Genomic DNA, 19494 nt, shown 5'->3' on the forward strand with positions numbered 1-19494 from the left:
ACCGAAGCCAGCTTTAAAAAGGTGCTGACCTACTCCACGTTACGCGACCTTTTTGGCCAAACCCAGATAAGTTTCGATCACACGCGGATTCTGCGCCAGATCCGCCGCCGGCCCTTCGAGCGCCAGTTCGCCGGTCTCGAGCACGTAGCCATAGTCGGAAATCTGCAATGCCGCGCGCGCGTTCTGCTCGATCAGCAGTGTCGCCACGCCTGTCTGCCGCAGCGCGCTGATGATGTGGAAGATTTCCTTGACGATCAACGGCGCCAAGCCGAGGCTCGGCTCGTCGAGCATCAGCAGATCGGGCTTGCCCATTAGCGCGCGCCCCACCGCCAACATCTGCCGCTCGCCGCCTGACAAAGTGCCGGCCGCCTGCTTACGGCGCTCCTTAAGGCGAGGAAACAGTTCGAACACCGGTTCAAGCTGGTCGAGAAAGTTGCGCTCCCCTGCCCGTTTGCGCCGGTAAGCGCCGAGCAGCAAGTTGTCTTCGACCGTCATCGACGCGAACAGCTCACGCTTCTCCGGCACCAGGCACATGCCCAGCGCAACCCGCTTTTCGACCGGTACCGCGCTGACCTCTTCGCCCCGGTAGTGAATCGTGCCTTTGGCGTGGCCGCTGGTCGGCAGCGCACCCATGATCGCGTTCAGCAGCGTCGACTTGCCGGCGCCGTTCGGGCCGATCACCGATACGATCTGCCCCGCGCGCACCTTGATTGCCGCGCCGTGCAGCGCCTCGACCTTGCCGTAGCGGACCGACAGCTGATCCACCTCGAGAATCGGCGCGGCCATCGTTGCGCCAGTCGTGTTGACGTTTTCCATCACTCCACCCCGCCCAGATACGCTTCGAGCACCGCCGGATCCTGCTGCACGTCCTGCGGCAAACCTTCGGCGATCCGCGTGCCGAACTCCATCACCACCAGCCGATCGGTCAGATTCATCACGAAATCCATATCGTGTTCGACCAGCAGAATGCTCATTCCCTCCGCCTTCAGGCGACGCAGCAGATCAGCGAGCTGCAGCTTTTCCTGATAGCGCAGACCGGCGGCCGGCTCATCGAGCAATAGCAGAGTCGGATCGCAGCACAGCGCACGCGCAATTTCGAGAATCCGCTGCTGACCGAGCGCGAGGCTCCCGGCTTCGTCATACATATGCTGCTCAAGCCCCACGCGGCGAATCTGTCGCGCGGCCTCCGCCATCAGCCGCGCCTCTTCGGCCCCATTCAGCCGCGCGACGCTGCGCCACACCCCCGCATGGCCGCGCAGATGCGCGCCGATCGCCACGTTCTCCAGCACCGTCATGCCGGGCAACAACTTGACGTGCTGGAACGTGCGGCCGATGCCGCGTTTGACGATTTCACGTGAACTCAGCGCGTCGATGCGCTCGCCGCGGAACGTGATCTCGCCGCTCGTCGCTTGCAACACGCCGGTCACGAGATTGAACGTCGTCGACTTGCCCGCGCCATTCGGCCCGATCAGCCCGATGATCTGCCCCGCTTTCACCTCGAAGCTCACATCGTTCACCGCGACCAGACCGCCGAACTGCTTGCGCGCCTTGTTCACCGTCAGCAGATCTTCGCCGGCCTGCGGCTTGCTGCGCTGCGGCAGAGGCTCGGCGTGATCCACCAGATGCGCGCGCGGGCCACGCGGGAAAAAGCGCGCGACGAACGGCCATACGCCCTGTCGCGCGTATTGCAGCAGCAGCACCATCAGAATGCCGAACACGATCACTTCGAAGTTGCCGTTTTCGCCGAGCAGTTTCGGCAGCAGCGTCTGCAGATAGTCCTGCAGCACGGTCAGGATCGCGGCGCCGAGCACCGCGCCCCACACATGCGACACACCGCCCACCACCGCCATGAACAGAAACTCGATGCCGTGATTCAGACCGAACGGCGTCGGATTCACCGCGCGTTGCAGATGCGCGTACAGAAAGCCCGACACCGACGCGAGCACCGCCGCATAGACGAAGATCACGACGCGCATCCAGCCCGTATTGACGCCCATCGCCTCGGCCATCAGGCCACCGCCGCGCAGCGCACGAATGGCGCGGCCCGGCCGGCTATTAAGCAGATTTTGAACAGAAACGACCGAGCCGAGCACGACGATCCATATCAGGTAATAGATATGCCGCCCGGACTCGAGATCGATGCCAAAAACATTCAGCACCGGAATGCCGTTGATGCCGTCGTACTTGCCAAGCATGTCCAGATTGCCGAACAGGTAGAACAGCGCGAGTCCCCATGCGATCGTGCCAAGCGGCAGGAAATGGCCGGACAGACGCATCGTTACGAGGCCTAGCATCAGCGCGATCAACGCGGTCACGATGACGCCCGCGATCAGCGCGAGCCACGGCGACACACCGTAGCTCGTGGTCAGATACGCAGTCGCATAAGCGCCGATGCCGACGAACGCCGCCTGGCCGAAGCTCGTCATCCCGCCGATACCGGTCAACAGCACGAGGCCGATTGCGACGATCGAATACAGGCCGATGTAGTTGAGCAGCGTGACCCAATACTCGGGCACGTGAATCGGATGCGGCAGCACCGGCAACGCGAACAGCACCACGAGGAACAACCAGAAGAACTTCATTTGCATGATCCGTTTCATCGCGTCACTCCTCTTCCTCTTCGGCATGCGGGCTTGCGAGACTGCGCCACAACAGCACCGGGATGATCAGCGTGAACACGATCACTTCCTTATAAGCACTGGCCCAGAACGACGAATACGACTCCAGCAGCCCGACGAGAATCGAGCCGGCCGCCGCGAGCGGATAGCTGACCAGACCGCCGATGATCGCGCCGACGAAGCCCTTCAGCCCGATCAGGAAGCCCGAGTCGTAGTAGATCGTCGTGAGCGGCGCGACGAGGATGCCGCACAACGCGCCGAGGCCTGCCGCGAGCGTGAACGCGAGGCGCCCCGCCTGCGTGGTGCCGATACCGACGAGCCGCGCGCCGAGCCGGTTCACCGATGTCGCGCGCAATGCCTTGCCGGAGATCGAGCGATCGAAGTACAGATACAGCGCGCCGATCAGCACGACAGCGGTGCCGATCACCCACAGGCTCTGCCCGGAGATCGACAGGCTGCCGATGTTGAACGTCGCATCCGAGAACGCGTTGGTGCGCGAACCTTCCGCGCCGAACATCACGAGCCCCAGGCCGACCATTGCGAAATGCACGGCCACCGCGACGATCAGCAGCAGCAAGGTAGTCGCCTCCGCAATCGGCTCATAGGCGAGCCGATAAACGAATGGACCCATCGGAATCACGATCAGCAGTGTCAGCGCGATCTGCACGATCATCGGCAGCGGTTGCATGAAGATGCCGCGCGTCAACGCATATATGGCGATCGGAAACAGCAGATACTTGCCCGCCAGCACAGGCAGCGTGCGCGCCGCATGACGACGCCGCTCCGGATGCCGCAGCACCGCCGCCGTCTCGACGACGAAGCATGCCGCGCCCATCGCGATCAGCAGCCAGCAGGTGGCCGGAAACTTCTGCGTCTGCAGTGCGGCGAGCGTCAACGCGCCGTACGAAACGAACTCCCCCTGCGGGATGAAGATCACCCGTGTCACGGAGAACACCAGCACCAGCGCAAGCGCGAGCAGCGCGTAAATCGCGCCGGTAGTGATGCCGTCCTGCGCGAGGATCGCCGCAATTGATAGATCCATACTTCCTCGTCCTGAAGCGTCGAAATCGAAAAACCGGGATACGGTCGCGATGGCGCGGCTCATGTCCGCCCATCAACCTGCCATGTCTGAAAAGGCAACCGCCGCGCCGGATTACGGCGCGGCGGTCGATGCCATTGTCATCGAACTCAATGGCAATGCGGCGTTATGCACCGCATGATTGCGCGAGAGGCGCGTACCGCTTTTTATGGCTGGTTGTTGTCTACCGCGTTCAATCGTTTTGCAGCTTCCACTTGCCGTCGACGATCTCGACGATCACGCGTGCGCGCTGGTCGAGGCCGTTGTGATTGGTCGGCGTGGTGTTCATGATGCCGTGCGATACCGGCAGTTCCTTCAGGTTTTCGAGCGCGCTGCGCAGTGCTTCGCGGAACGCGGGCGTGCCCGGTTGCGCGGTCTTCAGCGCGACCGGAATCGCGGCCTGCAGCATCTGGCCGGCATCCCATGCATGACCGCCAAAGGTCGCGACCGAACCGACGCCGTACGCCTTCTCATAAGCGTTCTTATAGGCTTCCGACGACTTCTTCACCGGGTTCGAATCCGGCAGTTGATCGACGACCAGAATCGGGCCGGCCGGCAGCAATTCGCCGTCGCAATCCTTGCCGCAAACACGCAGGAAGTCGTTGTTCGCAACGCCGTGCGTCTGATAGATCTTGCCCTTGTAGCCGCGCTCCTTCAGCGTCTTGGCCGGCAGCGCCGACGGCGTGCCCGAGCCAGCGATCAGCACCGCATCGGGATTCGCGGCCATCGTCTTCAGCACCTGGCCCGTCACCGATGCGTCGGTGCGGTTGAAGCGCTCGTTCGATACGACCTTCAGGTTTTGGGCCTTCGCCGACGCGGCGAACGTCGTATTCCAGCTATCGCCGTATGCATCCGAGAAGCCGATGAAACCGACCGTCTTCACGCCATGGCGCGCCATGTAATCGGCGATGGCGTCGGCCATCAGGCTGTCGTTCTGCGGCGGTTTGAATGCCCATGCGCGCTTCGCATCCATCGGCGCGATGATCGCGGCCGAGGCTGCTAGCGAGATGACCGGCGTCTTGCCTTCGGCGGCCGGGTCGAGCATCGCGAGCGCATTCGGCGTGACGGTCGAGCCGATGATCGCGTCGACGTGGTCTTCGTCGATCAGCTTGTGCGTGTTCTGCACGGCCTTGCTCGTGTCGGACCCATCATCGAGCACGATGTACTGCACCGTCTTGCCGCCGATCTCCTTCGGCAACAATGCGATCGTGTTCTTCTCGGGAATTCCCAGCGATGCGGCCGGCCCCGTCGTGGATAGCGTCACGCCGATTTTCACCTGCGCGAACGCCGCACCCGCACCGCACATCAATGCCATCGCGATACCGGTGCGTACCCATTGCCTAGTCATTTTCATTGCGAGTCTCCAAACGCCTTGAAAAGCGCCTACCTTGTAAACCGGCTTCAGAGCCGGGTGTTTGAATCCAGTTATCGGGTTTGGGTACGTGTGTGCCAAGCATGGTTTTCCCTGCTCGACGCGAATACCTGCCCCGTTCTGTTGGATACCGCTCCTCTTGCGTGTCGCGACGGTGAATGAGCGCGATGAGCTGCCTCATTCCCGCGAAGTGCCGAAGTCTCTTTGCCCCGGCTTTGTTTTGATCAAGCTTGCGAACCACTAATATATTAGTAGTTTGCGTTTTGCATTATCGACGGTCAAGCAAGCGTGCGCCGAATGCGGGTTTGTCCTGAAGCCGTGAAACCACACTCTTCGACGCACGGATAATAAAAAAGACGCGTCAACTGCACGCGTCTTTTTCGATGAGTTCTCGTGGCGCTTTGCCTGCTCAGTTATCAGCAAGCTTCCACTTGCCGTCGACGATCTGCACCATGACACGCGCTCGCTGATCGAGACCAGCGTGGTCGTTCGCGCTCATGTTGAAGATGCCGTGCGACGCAGGCAGATCTTTGGTGCCTTCGAGCGCGGCGCGCAGCGCCTCGCGGAATGCTGGCGTACCCGGCTGCCCCTTCTTCAGCGCAAGCGGAATCGCCTGTTGCAACAGCTGGCCCGCGTCCCACGCGTGACCGCCGAACGTCGAGATCGAGCCCGCGCCATAAGCCGCTTCATACGCGTGCTTGTACGCGAGCGAGGTCTTCTTCACAGGGTTCGAATCAGGCAGTTGATCGGCGACCAAAAGCGGCCCGGCAGGCAGCCACGTGCCGTCGCAATCCTTGCCGCACACGCGCAGGAAGTCATTGTTCGCGACGCCGTGCGTCTGATAGTACTTGCCCTTGTAGCCACGCTCCTTGAGTGTTTTTTGCGGCAACGCGGCCGGCGTACCCGCGCCGGCGATCAGCACCGCGTCCGGGTTCTGCGACATCATCTTCAGCACCTGGCCCGTGACCGATGCGTCGTTGCGCGCGAAACGTTCGTTTGCAACGATCTTGATCTTCGCGAGATCGGCGGCCTTGCTGAACTCCTTGAACCAGCTCTCGCCGTATGCGTCGGAAAAGCCGATGAACGCGACGCTCTTCACGCCATGATTTGCCATGTGCTGCGCGATCGCAGTGGCCATCAGGATGTCGTTCTGCGGCGTCTTGAAGACCCACGCGCGCTTCGCGTCCATCGGCTCGACGATACCGGCGGCCGCAGCCATCGAAATCACCGGCGTGGAGGTTTCGGCGGCGACGTCGATCATCGCGAGCGAGTTCGGCACGACGGTCGAGCCGATCAGCGCGTCGACATGGTCTTCGCTGGTGAGCTTGCGGGCATTCTTGACCGCCTGGGTGGAATCGGTCGCGTCGTCGAGCAGGATGTAGTCGACTTTCTGGCCGGCGATTTCCTTCGGCAGCAACGCAATCGTGTTCTTTTCCGGAATACCGAGCGACGCCGCCGGCCCGGTCGCCGACACGGTAACGCCGATTTTCACGTCCGCGAATGCTGGGCCGCTCCACGCGGCCGATACCCCGGCGGCTACCAATGCCGCGCTAATCCAACGCAATGCCGACTTCATCCTGCTCCTCTATTAACCCCGTTATTCAATTGACTTTAAATCCGCGGATTTAAATGCCGACCCAGTGGTCGGTGAATGACGAGTTTAGCGGACGCTTGCACCGTGCCGCAAGCGTTTTGCAGGGTCGTGACGCGCAAATGCAGCGTTATCCGGCCAATAAAAAATAGCCACCGGATTAGCAAAAAATTTGGCCGATGCGTTTCGAAAAGTACAAAGAAAAAGCGCCGTTGGATATCAATCCAACGGCGCTTTCGTCTGGGCACTGAGTGCCTCAATTGTCTCCTCGTTCTCCACCTGCAAATTCGTGGTGCATCAGAACTGCATGAAGATTAAACGACCACCCAGGTAGTCACAACTAGCAATTACCCTAGTGGTGCAATGCGGCACTAAATTGGGGCGAGGTCGTGCGAGCCGGTGCGGCGTGCTACGGGCCGTTCGCGAAGGTGCCTATTTTAACGGGGCTTTTAGCGTCGGCGCATCGGATTCGATCTCGGATCGATCGATATCGCAGCGCACCAAGAACCGCCTGTCAGGCCCCGCTACGCCCGCAGAGGCCGCACTCGCGCGACGATCTCACCGACAATCCCGCGCCGGAAAGCCAGCACGCACGCGATGAAGATCAGCCCCGTGACGATCGTCACCGATTCGCCGAGCGAGCGGAACCAGTCGACGCCGGTGACCGACGCGAGCGCGGAGCCGATATCGCCAAGCCGGTCTTCGAGCGAAACGATCAGCGCGGCGCCGAGCAACGGGCCGAACAGCGTGCCCATGCCGCCCACCAGCGTCATCAGGATCACCAGACCGGACATGGTCCAGTACGCATCGCTCAGGGTTTCGAAGCCCTGCACGAGCACCTTGAGCGAGCCCGCCAGACCCGCGATGCCGGCCGACAGAATGAACGCGAGCAGCTTGAAGCGATCGGTGTCGTAGCCGAGCGACACCGCGCGCGGCTCGTTCTCCTTGATCGCGACCAGCACCTGTCCGAACGGCGAATGCACGATCCGCACGATCAGCAGGAATGCCACGACGATCACGAACAGCACGACGAAATAGAGCGCGATATCCGACGACAGATCGAGCAACCCGAACAGTTTGCCGCGCGGCACGCCTTGCAGGCCGTCCTCGCCATGCGTGAACGGCGCTTGCAGGAACACGAAGTAGACCATCTGCGCGAGCGCGAGCGTCACCATCGCGAAGTAGATGCCTTGCCGGCGGATCGCGAAGAAGCCGACGACGAGCCCGAGCAGCGTCGCCGCCGCAGTACCGGCCAGCACGCCGAGTTCCGGCGAAAAGCCGAGCGTCTGCATCGCATAGCCGGTCACGTAGCCAGCCGACGCCAGAAACATCGCATGACCGAACGACAGCAGCCCGGTATAGCCGATCAGCAGATTGAACGCGGCCGCGAACAGCGCGAAGCACATCACTTTCATCACGAAGAGCGGATAGATGCCGATGACCGGCACCGCGAGCAGAAAGACCAGCAGCAGACCGTAGAGAATTTTTCTCTGCATCATTTTTCCCTGCCGAAAAGACCCGCCGGGCGCACGAGCAACACGAGCGCCATGATCACGAAAACGACGGTCGCCGACGCTTCCGGGTAGAACACGCGCGTGAGCCCTTCGATGACGCCAAGCATCAGACCGGTGAGAATCGAGCCCATGATCGAACCCATGCCGCCGATCACGACCACCGCGAACACGGTGATGATCATCGACTGCCCCATCAGCGGCGACACCTGGATGACCGGCGCAGCGAGCACGCCGGCAAACGCCGCGAGCGCGACGCCGAAGCCGTAGGTCAGCGTGATCATCAACGGTACGTTGACGCCGAACGCCTCGACCAGTTTCGGGTTTTCAGTGCCCGCGCGCAGATAGGCACCGAGGCGCGTCTTCTCGATCACGAACCACGTCGCGAAACACACGACGAGCGACGCGACGACGACCCATGCGCGATAGTTCGGCAGGAACATGAAGCCGAGATTGGTTGCGCCGGAGAGCACCGACGGCACGTCGTACGGCTGGCCTGACGAACCGTAGATCGAATGGAACACACCTTCGATCACGAGTGTGAGGCCGAACGTCAGCAGCAGCCCATACAGATGATCGAGCTTGTAGAGCCAGCGCAGCATCGTGCGCTCGATCACGACGCCGACCAGCCCCACGAGCAGCGGCGCCAGCACGAGCATCACCCAGTACGGCAGATTGAAATACGACAGCCCCATCCATGCGAGCATTGCGCCGAGCATGAATAGCGCGCCGTGCGCGAAATTGATCACGTTGAGCAGGCCGAAAATGACCGCCAGCCCAAGGCTCAGAATCGCGTAGAACGAACCGTTCACGAGCCCGAGCAGAAGCTGGCTCAGCATCGCCGGTAGCGGAACGCCAAAGATGTCCATTGAAGCCCTTAGCCCTTCAAGCCATCGTCAAGATAGATCGGTCAAGCATGCATCCGGCAGACGCACGGCGGGCAGTCATAGCGCCGTGCCCGTCAGATGAAACGGTTCGCCGCCTTGGCTCCTTCATTGCGCCGCCATGCATCACGTTGCGATACGGCGGCAACGAGATGCATGACAACGCGTGACCATTAGCGGCAAACGCCCGGCGGATGTTTCGAACGGTCGCGCTACGCGACCGCCCTTTCCAGCCCCGCGCTTACTTCCACAACGCGCAGCGAGTCTGCGCCTTGGTCGTGAACGCCTGCTCGCCCGGAATCGTCGCCATGATCTTGTAGTAGTCCCACGGCTCCTTCGATTCGGCCGGCGTCTTCACCTGCATCAGGTACATGTCGTGGATCATGCTGCCGTCCTGACGGATGTAGCCCTTCGCATAGAAGTCGTCGATCTTGGTCTTGCGCAGCTGCGCCATCACCTTGTCCGGATCGGTCGAGCCGACCGCCTGCACCGCCTTCAGATAGTTCATCGTCGCCGAGTAGTCAGCCGCCTGCAGGCTCGACGGCATCTTCTTCGTCTTCTCGAAGTAGCGCTGCGACCACTTGCGCGTCTCGGCGTCCTTGTTCCAGTACCAGCTGTCGGTCAGCACGAGACCTTGCGTGGTTTCCAGCCCGAGGCTGTGCACGTCGTCGATGAACATCAGCAGCGCGGCGATTTTCATCGTCTTCGGAATGCCGAACTCTTTCGCGGCCTTGATCGAATTGACCGTATCGCCGCCCGCGTTCGCGAGGCCGAGGATCTGTGCCTTCGATGCCTGCGCCTGCAGCAGGAACGACGAGAAGTCCGATGCCGACAGCGGATGACGCACCGCGCCGAGCACCTGGCCGCCGTTCGCCTTCACGACGTCGGAAGTCGCTTTTTCGAGCGCCTTGCCGAACGCGTAGTCTGCCGTCAGGAAGTACCACGTCTTGCCGCCCTGCTTGGTCACCGCCGAGCCGGTGCCGTTTGCGAGCGCGGTCGTGTCGTACGCGTAGTGAATCGTGTACGGCGTGCATTGCTCGTTGGTCAGCGTATCGGCGCCGGCGCCGACGTTGATATAGACCTTGTGCTTCTCGCCCGCGACCGTGTTCATCGACAGACCGGTCGCCGAGTTCGTGCCGCCGATCAGCATGTCGACGCCGTCGCGGTCGAACCATTCGCGCGCGCGCGACGCGGCGATGTCCGCCTTGTTCTGGTGATCCGCGTACAGCACGGTAATCGGCTTGCCGTTGACCTTGCCGCCGAAGTCGGCAACCGCCATGCGGATCGCTTCGAGACCGCCCTGCCCGTCGATATCCGCGTACAGCCCCGACAAGTCGGTGATGAAGCCGATCTTCACGCTATCGTCGGCCGCTTTCGCGCCACCGAGCGTCAGTGCGGTGCCGGCGGCAACCGCGAAGCAGAGTGAGGCAAACCGTGCGAGTGGATTCATTTTCATGCGTGTCTCCTGTGGTTCATCGCTTGTGATTATCAGAGGCAATCGGGCGCCTGCGCGTCCTTGCGCATACGGGTCCGAAAGTGTGTTTATACGCCCAGCAAATCGTGCAGCACCGGCATCTTGCCTTCGAGTTCGTGCGCCTCGAAGTGCTCGACGATCGTGCCGTGCTCCATCACATAGAAACGATCGGCGAGCGGCGCGGCGAAGCGGAAGTTCTGCTCGACCATCACGATCGTGTAGCCACGTCCCTTCAACGTGACGATCATGCGCGCGAGCGCTTGCACGATCACCGGCGCGAGGCCTTCCGAGATTTCGTCGAGCAGCAGCAGATTCGCGCCGGTACGCAGAATCCGCGCGACCGCGAGCATCTGCTGTTCGCCGCCCGACAGACGTGTGCCCTGGCTCATGCGGCGTTCGTGCAGATTCGGGAACATCGCGTAGATTTCTTCGAGCGACATCATGTGCGCCTTGTCGCCGACGGGCGGCGGCAGCAGCAGATTTTCCTCACACGACAGGCTCGAAAAAATACCGCGCTCCTCCGGGCAATAGCCAATGCCGCAATGCGCGATGCGATGCGTGGGCAGATCGATCGTCTCGCGTCCGGCAATGCGAATCGAGCCGGTGCGCCGCCCCGTCAGACCCATGATCGCGCGTAGCGTCGTGGTGCGTCCCGCGCCGTTGCGCCCGAGCAGCGTGACGACCTCGCCGCGGCCGACCGTCAGATCGACGCCGTGCAGGATGTGGGATTCCCCGTACCAGGCTTGCAGTCCCGAGATTTCCAGCGCGGCTGCGCCGTTTTTCGTTTGGTTCGCTTCGAGGCCTTCGCGCTCGACAGTCGTATTCATGCGTGGGCTCCGGCCAGCGCCGCGTCGGCGCTGCCCATATAGGCTTGCATCACGAGCGGATTCTTCGACACGTCCGCGTAACTGCCTTCGGCCAGCACTTCACCCCGTTGCAGTACGGTGATCGTGTCGGAGATACCGGCGATCACGTTCATATTGTGTTCGACCATCAGAATCGTGCGGCCCGCCGATACTTTTTTGATCAGCGCGGTCACGCGATCGACATCTTCATGGCCCATGCCTTGGGTCGGCTCGTCGAGCAGCATCAGCTCCGGTTCCATCGCAAGCGTGGTGGCGATTTCGAGCGCGCGCTTGCGACCGTAGGCGAGTTCGACGGTCAACGTATCGGCGAAATCGGTCAGGCCGACCTGGGTCAACAGATCCATCGCGCGATCGTCGAGACTGCGCAGCGTACGCTCGCTTTTCCAGAAGTGAAACGCGGTGCCGAGCGAGCGCTGCAAACCGATGCGCACGTTCTGCAATGCCGTCAGATGCGGAAACACCGCGGAAATCTGGAACGAACGGATGATGCCGCGCCGCGCAATCTGCGCGGGACGTTCACTGGTGATATCGACACCGTTGAAGACGATCTGACCCGCGGTGGGTTCAAGAAATTTGGTAAGCAGATTGAAGCAAGTGGTCTTGCCTGCCCCGTTGGGGCCGATCAACGCATGGATCGAGCCACGGCGCACGCGCAGGTTCACACCGTTCACGGCGACAAAGCCTTTGAACTCACGGGTGAGACCGCGCGTTTCGAGAATCGTATCGCCGAGAATCATGTTCCCTTCCATGCGGAGTAAGGCGAAGCATTACGATCTTTTCGCGCAAAACTCCGCGCGACTTTTTATGACGGCGGCACCCCTTGCCGCTCGTTAGCGTGCTGCACCAATGCGGACGGTAGTCCATGGCGCGGCACGCAGATGGTTGCCATTGTCGCGCCAATGATGCAGCGCATTCATTGGGATTTGCACTTAGTGGATGAGGCCCGGGCCGTGCGTATGCAGCGCGCGCAATAATGCACTGCGGCAAAGCTGACCGATGCGGCGCGACGTGTGTTCGCTCGTGCTCGCCTCGTTCCGCGCTTGATGTCGACCTCGATGGTCACACAGCGGACATCGACGCAGCCGTGCCGGTTTGCGCGGACACGCTGCCACTCACGCGCGCGCGACGATCTTCGCGGATCATGTCGCTCGCGCGCTCGGCGATCATCAGCGTCGGCGAGTTGGTGTTACCCGACGTGATGTTCGGCATCACCGATGCATCGACGACACGCAGCCCTTCGACGCCGATCACTCGCAGCCGGTTGTCGACCACCGCGGCGGGATCGTCGGTCGTGCCCATGCGGCAGGTGCCGACCGGATGGAAGATCGTCGTGCCGACCGCGCCCGCGGCCTGCTGCAATTCCTCTTCGCTCTGATACTGGATGCCCGGCAGAATCTCGTTGGGCTGGTAGCGCGCGAGCGCCGGGGCCGCGGCAATACGGCGCGTGAGCCGCAATGCATTCGCGGCGACGTGGCGGTCGTAATCGGTCGACAGATAGTTCGGCGCGATCAACGGCGGCGCCGATGCATCGGCCGAAGCGATATGGATGCTGCCTCGCGAAGTCGGCCGCAACTGACATACCGATGCAGTGAATGCATTGAAGCGGTGCAGTGGTTCACCGAAGCGATCGAGTGAAAGCGGCTGCACGTGATACTCGAGATCGGGTCGCGTAAGCGAACGATCATCGGGATCGGACTTCGCGAATGCGCCGAGTTGCGACGGCGACATCGACATCGGCCCGCTCTGAAACAGCGCGTATTGCAGGCCAATCATCAGCTTGCCCCACCAGTGCGCGCTCATCGTGTTCAGCGTGCGCACGCCCTGCACCTGATACGCCATGCGTAGTTGCAGATGGTCTTGCAGATTCTCGCCGACACCACGCAGATCGTTGACGACCTCGATGCCGAGATTCTGCAGGCGCGCGCCGTTGCCGATGCCGGACAACTCAAGCAGCTGCGGCGAGTTGACCGCGCCTGCGGAGAGAATCACTTCGCAACGCGCCTTCGCGAGATAGTCGACGTCGCCGCCACGATATTCGACACCGGTGCAACGGCGTCCTTCGAACACGACACGCTGCGTGTGCGCACCGGTAATGATCGTCAGATTCGGCCGCTGCAACGCGGGCCGCAAAAACGCCTTCGATGCATTCCAGCGAATGCCGCGTTTCTGATTGACGTCGAAGTAACCGACACCGGTGTTGTCGCCGCGATTGAAGTCGTCGGTTGCGGGAATGCCGCTTTGCTGTGCGGCCTGTGCGAACTCTTCGAGAATCTTCCATTTGAGGCGCTGCTTCTCGACGCGCCACGGTCCGCCCGCGCCATGCGATTCGTTGGCACCGCCGTGATGATCCTCGCTGCGTTTGAAGACCGGCAGCACCGCGTTCCACGACCAGCTACTGTCGTTCGTCACGCGCGCCCATTCGTCGTAGTCTTCGCGCTGACCACGCATATAGATCATGCCGTTGATCGACGAACTGCCACCCAATACCCGGCCACGCGGATACGATAATGCGCGGCCGTTGAGCCCCGGTTCGGCTTGCGTTTTGTACAGCCAGTCCGTGCGCGGATTGCCGATGCAGTACAGGTAGCCGACCGGCACGTGAATCCAGTGGTAGTCGTCCTTGCCGCCCGCTTCGAGCAGCAGCACGCGCATCTGCGGATCTTCGGTGAGTCGGTTCGCCAGCACGCAACCCGCAGTGCCCGCGCCGACAATGATGTAGTCGAATTCGCCTTCGAGCCGCCGCGCGGCCGCATGCGTCGTTTCGGTTTGACTCATCATCCAGTCTCCTAAGCATTTTTTTCCGCACGCGTGCGAAGGCATTGCATCGGCACGCGTGTGGCAACGAGCTTTTATTTTTATCCGCGTTTAACCGCGTTTATCCGCGCGTGCGGGTTGTCGCAGCCGGCCGCGCGCATCGCCCGATTATTTGGCGACCGGCATCGTGAATTCGGCGCCCTTCGCGATGCTGTCCGGCCAGCGCTGCATGATGCTCTTGTAGCGCGTATAGAAGCGCACGCCTTCTTCGCCGTACGCGTGGTGGTCGCCGAATAGCGACTTCTTCCAGCCGCCAAATGAATGCCATGCCATCGGCACCGGAATCGGCACATTGATGCCGACCATGCCGATTTCGATCTGACGCGAAAACGCGCGCGCGACGCCGCCATCGGACGTGAACAGCGATACGCCGTTCGCAAACTGATTCCTGTTGATCAGCTCGACCGCGGACGCGAAATCCGGCACGCGCACCACGCATAGCACCGGCCCGAAAATCTCCTCGCGATAGATCTTCATATCGGTCGATACGTCATCGAACAGCGTGCCGCCAAGGAAAAAGCCTTTCTCGTGCCCGGCCACCTGATGACCGCGCCCATCGACGACGAGCTTCGCGCCCGCCTCGATACCGGCATCGATATAGCCGACCACCTTGTCGCGATGCGCGCCCGTGACGAGCGGTCCCATTTCCGCCGCCGCTTCCATGCCGTTCAGGATTTTCAGGCTCTTCACGCGCGGCGTCAGACGCTCGATCAGTTCATCGGCGATATGACCGACCGCGACCGCGACCGAAATCGCCATGCAGCGCTCGCCGGCCGAACCGTAGGCGGCGCCGATCAATGCATCGACGGCCTGGTCGAGATCGGCATCGGGCATCACGACGAGGTGATTCTTCGCCCCGCCCAGCGCCTGCACGCGCTTGCCGTGTTTGGTGCCCTCCGTATAGATGTATTCGGCAATCGGCGTCGAGCCGACGAACGACAGCGCGCTGACGTCCGGATGCGCGAGCAGCGCATCGACCGCGACCTTGTCGCCGTGCACGACGTTGAACACGCCGTCCGGCAGACCCGCTTCCTTCAGCAGTTCGGCGAGCCGGTTCGCCGCCGACGGGTCGCGTTCGGACGGCTTCAGCACGAACGTGTTGCCGCATGCGATCGCAACCGGGAACATCCAGCACGGCACCATCATCGGGAAATTGAACGGCGTGATACCAGCGACCACGCCGAGCGGCTGACGCAGATTCCAGTTGTCGATGCCGCCGCCGATCTGATCGGTGAAATCGGTCTTCAGCAGGTTCGGAATGCCGCACGCGAATTCGACGACTTCGATGCCGCGCATCACCTCGCCCTTCGCATCGGAAAACACCTTGCCGTGCTCGCGCGTGATCAGCTCCGCGAGTTCGTCGTGATGACGGTCGAGCAGTTCCTTGAACTTGAACAGCACGCGCGCCCGTTTGATCGGCGCGGTTTCGCTCCATGCGGGAAAGGCGGCTCTGGCGGCGGCGACCGCGGCGTCCACTTCGGCGACGCTCGCCAACGGCACGCGGGTACTGACGCTGCCGAGCGCCGGATTGAACACGTCGCCGAAACGATTGCTCGTGCCTTCGATCGCGCGACCGTTGATGAAATGACTCAGCGCACGCGCGCCCGTCGCGCCGCGCGCGGTTTCGTTCTGCACGGTGTCGTCCTGATGTGTCTCGCTCATCTCTTCCTCTTCTTCCTGTGAAATCCGTCGCGTTGCGCGACGCAATAGCCGCCGAAGTGCCTGTCAACGCCAAGCGTACGGCGCTTCAGCGCGACAAATCCAATGAGTATTGCTCAACTGCGATATAAGGCGAGCTAATATCACTGCTATGGATCTGATTCTGCTCCGGGCCTTCATCACCGTCGCACGCGAGGGCAACCTCACGCGCGCGGCGGTGCAGCTGCACCTGACTCAACCCGCCGTCAGCCTGCAAATCAAGCACTTGCAGGAGACGCTCGGCGTGACGCTGTTCACGCGGACCTCGCACGGACTCGCGCTGACCCGCGACGGCCAGGCACTGCTGCCGCACGCCGAACGCGCACTCGGCGCGGCGGCCGATGTCGAACGCGCCGCGCAATCGCTGCGCCAGGAAGTGCGCGGACGGCTGCGCATCGGCACGATTCTCGACCCCGAATTTCTGCGGCTCGGCGGCTTCCTGAAGCAGCTCGTCGAGACCTGGCCGCAGATCGAAACCGCGCTGCGCCATGGCATGTCGGGCTGGGTGCTCGAGCAGATCCGCGCGGGCGAGCTCGATGTCGGCTACTACATCGGCCTGCCATCCGACGACGAAACGCGCGACGGCGCCGCGTTCCACGCCGTCACGCTCACCCAGTTCCAGTACCGCGTGCTCGCTCCGGCGGGCTGGAAAGATCGCGTGAAGGCCGCGCGCGACTGGCGCGCGCTCGCCGCGCTGCCGTGGATCTGGACGCCGCCCGCGTCCGCGCACAACCGGCTGCTGTCGCGCTGCTTCGGCGAGGCGGGCGTGAAACCGGTCAAGGTCGCCGAGGTGGATCAGGAGCCGTCGATGCTCGATCTGGTCAAGTCGGGCGTCGGTTTGACGCTGGCGCGCGATGCCACCGCGATCGCCGAGGCGCATGCGCACGCGCTGACGATCGTCGAGGGGATCACGGTGCCGACCCAGCTCAGCTTTATCACGCTCGACGAACGCAAGGACGAGCCGGCGGTTGCCGCCGCGTTGAAACTGATCGAGCAGCAGTGGGCGATTTGAGCGGAAAGCGTGCTTTCGGGGCTTGCAGCAGGCGCGATCAGCTCACCCCGCGCGGCGCTTCGCGATATGAGCCGCGCTAATGCCATCTGCACACGGCCAACGTTGCGACTCGACAAGTCCTCGTAGCTACCTGCCGACTGTCCAAGCGTGGTCACCCGCCGCCCAATCTGAAACCTCCCCGTCACGAAGTTTTTGCTAGATTGACGGTTTTGCGCTCGCGCACCCGCCTCGCACCATTTTCCGTTCCGCCTGACTTTGTCCTTCCCTGCAGCTTCTCCCGGCAACCCCGGAAGCCGCCGATCCGTCCATCTATCGACAGGAGCCTGACATGGCACGCAACATCGAAATCAAAGCCCGCGCCCAGCATTTCGAGCAACTGCGCGAGCGCGCGGCGCAACTCGCGACCGAGGCGCCGATGATCTTCCGCCAGCAGGACTTTTTCTACGACGTGCCGCGTGGCCGTCTGAAGTTGCGCCAGTTCGACGACGGCACGCCGGCCGAACTGATCTTCTATCAGCGCGACGATCGCGACGGCCCGAAGGCGTCGTATTACACGCGCAGCCCGGTGACGAACCCGGAAGCGATGCACTCGCTGCTCGCGACCGCGCTGACCACGCGCGGCATCGTGACGAAGGAGCGCCATGTGTATCTGATCGGGCGCACGCGGATTCATCTGGATCGGGTCGACGGTCTCGGCGATTTCGTTGAACTCGAAGTCGTGCTGGCGCAGGACGACGACGAAGAAGGCGGCCACGCCGAAGCGCATGCGATGTTCGAGAGCCTCGGCGTCTCGGAAGCGGACCTGGTGCCGGTTGCCTATGTGGATCTGCTGAATCAGCAAGGCGAGCCGAAGCAGGCGGCATAAGCGGCCAGGATAAGCCGCGCTGTTCCCGAACACGCAGCGCGGCCGTCGAATCAACGCGGAACCGGGCGAGGCGGCATCAAATCAACCCGCCGCCGTTCCCGGCGCAAGATGCCCCAGCGGCAACGGCCCGTTGCGTTTGAACGTGGTCAGCACGATATTCGAGCGCACGCTGTCGACACCCGGCACGCGCATCAGCTTTTTCATCACGAAGGTGGACAGGTAATTCAGATCCGGCGCGACGATACGCAACAGATAATCGGCGTCGCCGACCACCGCATGACACTCGAGCACTTCAGGCAGCACGTCGATCTGCTGCTGGAACTGCTCGATGATCGAATCGCCGTGATGCTTCAACTTCAGGCTCGTGAAAGCGGTGACGCCGAGGCCGAGCTTTTCCGGCCGCAGCACAACCCGATAGCCGTCCACGACACCCACCTGCTCCAGCCGCTGCAAGCGCCGCCCGATCTGCGACGGCGACAACGGCACCTGCTCGGCCAACTGTTGATGCGTGGCGCGGCCGAAGCGCTGCAGCACGTCGAGCAGCGCGAGATCGAAGTGATCGAGTTCCAGCATGATTTAATACCGCATTGAATAAGCATTTGATGCGTGATTATTGCATATATAAGCTTTACGACACTCATATTGCGCCCATCCCGCGCGGCTGCCGCTCTACACTCGCATCCATAGATTTCACGCGATTCACGTTTAGCGCAGCTTTCCTATGTCCATCGCCAGCACCGCCAATACCGCCCGGCTGAAAGAGCAGTTCGACGCCGGCCTCGAAATCCGTGCCGATTTCACGATCGACCAGCCGCTCGAACGCTACGGCGCGGTCGATCACGCCGTCTGGCAGCAGCTATACACGCGGCAAACCGCGTTGCTCGAAGGCCGCGTGTGCGACGAGTTTCTTGCCGGGCTGACATGCATCGGCATGCCGGCCGACCGGGTGCCCTCGTTCGACGACATCAACGCGAAGCTGATGCCCGCGACCGGCTGGCGCATCGTCGCGGTGCCCGGCCTCGTGCCGGATCAGGTGTTCTTCGAGCATCTCGCGAACCGCCGCTTCCCGGTGACATGGTGGATGCGCCGCCCGGATCAGCTCGATTATCTGCAGGAACCGGACTGCTTCCACGACCTGTTCGGCCACGTGCCGCTGCTGATCAATCCGGTTTTCGCCGACTACATGCACGCGTATGGCCGCGCCGCGCTCGCGGCAAGCGACGCCGGCGCGCTACCGCTGCTCGCGCGGCTTTATTGGTACACAGTGGAGTTCGGCCTGATCCGCGACGCCGCCAGTCCGAACGGCGTCAAGATCTATGGCGCGGGCATCGTATCGAGCAAGGGTGAGACGCTGTTCAGCCAGCACAGCGCGGCGCCGAACCGCGTTGGCTTCGATCTCGAACGCGTGATGCGCACGCGTTATCGGATCGACACGTTCCAGCAGACCTACTTCGTCATCGATGATTTCGCGCAGCTATTTGGTGTCGCGCAAACCGATTTCGCGCCGCTGCTGGCGAAGCTCGCCGCAGCGCCTGCCTTCGCGGCCGGCGATGTATTAGATACCGATCGCGTGATCACGCGTGGCTCGCGCGAAGGCTGGCAAACCGACGGCGATATTTGAGCACGGGCCCCATCGCAAGCAATCGGAGCCGGTCGCCCGCCAGCCAGCGCCCGCGCGACATACGTGAAAAAATGACGGATACGCACGCCC

At 62.3% G+C, this 19494-nt stretch carries 16 protein-coding genes; 3 read left to right on the forward strand and 13 right to left on the reverse strand.

The genetic code is table 11. The features are described 5' to 3' along the window. Positions 1–39: 39 nt before the first annotated feature. From L0U82_RS18460 to L0U82_RS18515, 12 genes are all read right to left on the reverse strand, one after another. The gene (locus L0U82_RS18460; protein ID WP_233832913.1) at positions 40–816 is read right to left on the reverse strand and encodes an ABC transporter ATP-binding protein; all 777 of its coding nucleotides are present in this window, start codon (positions 814–816) and stop codon (positions 40–42) included. After that, positions 816–2600: a branched-chain amino acid ABC transporter ATP-binding protein/permease gene (locus L0U82_RS18465; RefSeq protein ID WP_233832915.1), complete on the reverse strand. Its 1785-nt coding sequence runs from the start codon at positions 2598–2600 to the stop codon at positions 816–818. Before L0U82_RS18465 ends, L0U82_RS18460 begins: the two co-directional genes overlap by 1 nt. A 4-nt stretch (positions 2601–2604) precedes the next feature. Next, complete coding sequence (locus L0U82_RS18470; protein WP_233832917.1) at positions 2605–3660, reverse strand: branched-chain amino acid ABC transporter permease; 1056 nt, start codon at positions 3658–3660, stop codon at positions 2605–2607. A gap of 229 nt (positions 3661–3889) precedes the next feature. Further along, the gene (locus tag L0U82_RS18475; RefSeq protein ID WP_233832919.1) at positions 3890–5050 is read right to left on the reverse strand and encodes an ABC transporter substrate-binding protein; all 1161 of its coding nucleotides are present in this window, start codon (positions 5048–5050) and stop codon (positions 3890–3892) included. Between the two features lie 427 nt (positions 5051–5477). After that, positions 5478–6644 (reverse strand): ABC transporter substrate-binding protein, encoded by a 1167-nt coding sequence (locus L0U82_RS18480; RefSeq protein WP_233832921.1) that lies wholly within the window; start codon positions 6642–6644, stop codon positions 5478–5480. A gap of 539 nt (positions 6645–7183) precedes the next feature. Then, positions 7184–8155, reverse strand: a complete 972-nt coding sequence (locus tag L0U82_RS18485) for a branched-chain amino acid ABC transporter permease (RefSeq protein ID WP_233833348.1) — start codon at positions 8153–8155, stop codon at positions 7184–7186. After that, a complete protein-coding gene (locus tag L0U82_RS18490; RefSeq protein WP_233832923.1) occupies positions 8155–9039 on the reverse strand; it encodes a branched-chain amino acid ABC transporter permease in 885 nt (294 codons plus the stop codon). Before L0U82_RS18490 ends, L0U82_RS18485 begins: the two co-directional genes overlap by 1 nt. A 256-nt stretch (positions 9040–9295) precedes the next feature. Beyond that, a complete protein-coding gene (locus L0U82_RS18495; RefSeq protein WP_233832925.1) occupies positions 9296–10510 on the reverse strand; it encodes an ABC transporter substrate-binding protein in 1215 nt (404 codons plus the stop codon). A gap of 86 nt (positions 10511–10596) precedes the next feature. Further along, a complete protein-coding gene (locus tag L0U82_RS18500; protein WP_233832927.1) occupies positions 10597–11355 on the reverse strand; it encodes an ABC transporter ATP-binding protein in 759 nt (252 codons plus the stop codon). Beyond that, positions 11352–12131, reverse strand: coding sequence for an ABC transporter ATP-binding protein (locus tag L0U82_RS18505; protein ID WP_233832929.1), 780 nt, complete (start codon positions 12129–12131; stop codon positions 11352–11354). The genes L0U82_RS18500 and L0U82_RS18505 overlap by 4 nt, the downstream gene beginning before the upstream one ends. Before the next feature lie 322 nt (positions 12132–12453). Continuing rightward, positions 12454–14169 (reverse strand): GMC family oxidoreductase, encoded by a 1716-nt coding sequence (locus L0U82_RS18510; RefSeq protein ID WP_233832931.1) that lies wholly within the window; start codon positions 14167–14169, stop codon positions 12454–12456. A 147-nt stretch (positions 14170–14316) separates the two neighbouring features. Continuing rightward, positions 14317–15870, reverse strand: a complete 1554-nt coding sequence (locus tag L0U82_RS18515) for a CoA-acylating methylmalonate-semialdehyde dehydrogenase (RefSeq protein ID WP_233832933.1) — start codon at positions 15868–15870, stop codon at positions 14317–14319. A gap of 148 nt (positions 15871–16018) precedes the next feature. Here L0U82_RS18515 and L0U82_RS18520 point away from each other — a divergent pair, with 148 nt between their 5' ends. Both L0U82_RS18520 and L0U82_RS18525 read left to right on the forward strand, forming a co-directional pair. Next, entirely contained in the window at positions 16019–16918 is a 900-nt protein-coding gene (locus L0U82_RS18520; RefSeq protein WP_233832935.1) for a LysR family transcriptional regulator, read from the forward strand. A 328-nt stretch (positions 16919–17246) separates the two neighbouring features. Next, on the forward strand, positions 17247–17783 hold the full coding sequence (locus tag L0U82_RS18525) for a class IV adenylate cyclase (protein ID WP_233832937.1): 537 nt from the start codon (positions 17247–17249) through the stop codon (positions 17781–17783). An 81-nt stretch (positions 17784–17864) separates the two neighbouring features. Here the strand turns inward: L0U82_RS18525 and L0U82_RS18530 are convergent, their stop codons facing one another. Next, complete coding sequence (locus tag L0U82_RS18530) at positions 17865–18356, reverse strand: Lrp/AsnC family transcriptional regulator (RefSeq protein WP_233832939.1); 492 nt, start codon at positions 18354–18356, stop codon at positions 17865–17867. Between the two features lie 148 nt (positions 18357–18504). Here L0U82_RS18530 and phhA point away from each other — a divergent pair, with 148 nt between their 5' ends. Then, complete coding sequence (phhA, locus tag L0U82_RS18535; protein WP_233832941.1) at positions 18505–19404, forward strand: phenylalanine 4-monooxygenase; 900 nt, start codon at positions 18505–18507, stop codon at positions 19402–19404. Positions 19405–19494 lie beyond the last annotated feature (90 nt).

The sequence above is a fragment of the Paraburkholderia sp. ZP32-5 genome (assembly GCF_021390495.1).
Lineage (GTDB): Bacteria > Pseudomonadota > Gammaproteobacteria > Burkholderiales > Burkholderiaceae > Paraburkholderia.

Bases quoted from the DNA above. Each gene is read 5' to 3' on its own strand.
- L0U82_RS18475 (WP_233832919.1), bottom strand. From the start codon at position 5,050: ATGAAAATGACTAGGCAATGGGTACGCACCGGTATCGCGATGGCATTG.
- L0U82_RS18470 (WP_233832917.1), bottom strand. From the start codon at position 3,660: ATGGATCTATCAATTGCGGCGATCCTCGCGCAGGACGGCATCACTACC.
- L0U82_RS18480 (WP_233832921.1), bottom strand. From the start codon at position 6,644: ATGAAGTCGGCATTGCGTTGGATTAGCGCGGCATTGGTAGCCGCCGGG.
- L0U82_RS18505 (WP_233832929.1), bottom strand. From the start codon at position 12,131: ATGATTCTCGGCGATACGATTCTCGAAACGCGCGGTCTCACCCGTGAG.
- L0U82_RS18495 (WP_233832925.1), bottom strand. From the start codon at position 10,510: ATGAAAATGAATCCACTCGCACGGTTTGCCTCACTCTGCTTCGCGGTT.
- L0U82_RS18520 (WP_233832935.1), top strand. From the start codon at position 16,019: ATGGATCTGATTCTGCTCCGGGCCTTCATCACCGTCGCACGCGAGGGC.
- L0U82_RS18500 (WP_233832927.1), bottom strand. From the start codon at position 11,355: ATGAATACGACTGTCGAGCGCGAAGGCCTCGAAGCGAACCAAACGAAA.
- L0U82_RS18485 (WP_233833348.1), bottom strand. From the start codon at position 8,155: ATGCAGAGAAAAATTCTCTACGGTCTGCTGCTGGTCTTTCTGCTCGCG.
- phhA (WP_233832941.1), top strand. From the start codon at position 18,505: ATGTCCATCGCCAGCACCGCCAATACCGCCCGGCTGAAAGAGCAGTTC.
- L0U82_RS18530 (WP_233832939.1), bottom strand. From the start codon at position 18,356: ATGCTGGAACTCGATCACTTCGATCTCGCGCTGCTCGACGTGCTGCAG.
- L0U82_RS18525 (WP_233832937.1), top strand. From the start codon at position 17,247: ATGGCACGCAACATCGAAATCAAAGCCCGCGCCCAGCATTTCGAGCAA.
- L0U82_RS18465 (WP_233832915.1), bottom strand. From the start codon at position 2,600: ATGAAACGGATCATGCAAATGAAGTTCTTCTGGTTGTTCCTCGTGGTG.
- L0U82_RS18490 (WP_233832923.1), bottom strand. From the start codon at position 9,039: ATGGACATCTTTGGCGTTCCGCTACCGGCGATGCTGAGCCAGCTTCTG.
- L0U82_RS18460 (WP_233832913.1), bottom strand. From the start codon at position 816: ATGGAAAACGTCAACACGACTGGCGCAACGATGGCCGCGCCGATTCTC.
- L0U82_RS18510 (WP_233832931.1), bottom strand. From the start codon at position 14,169: ATGAGTCAAACCGAAACGACGCATGCGGCCGCGCGGCGGCTCGAAGGC.
- L0U82_RS18515 (WP_233832933.1), bottom strand. From the start codon at position 15,870: ATGAGCGAGACACATCAGGACGACACCGTGCAGAACGAAACCGCGCGC.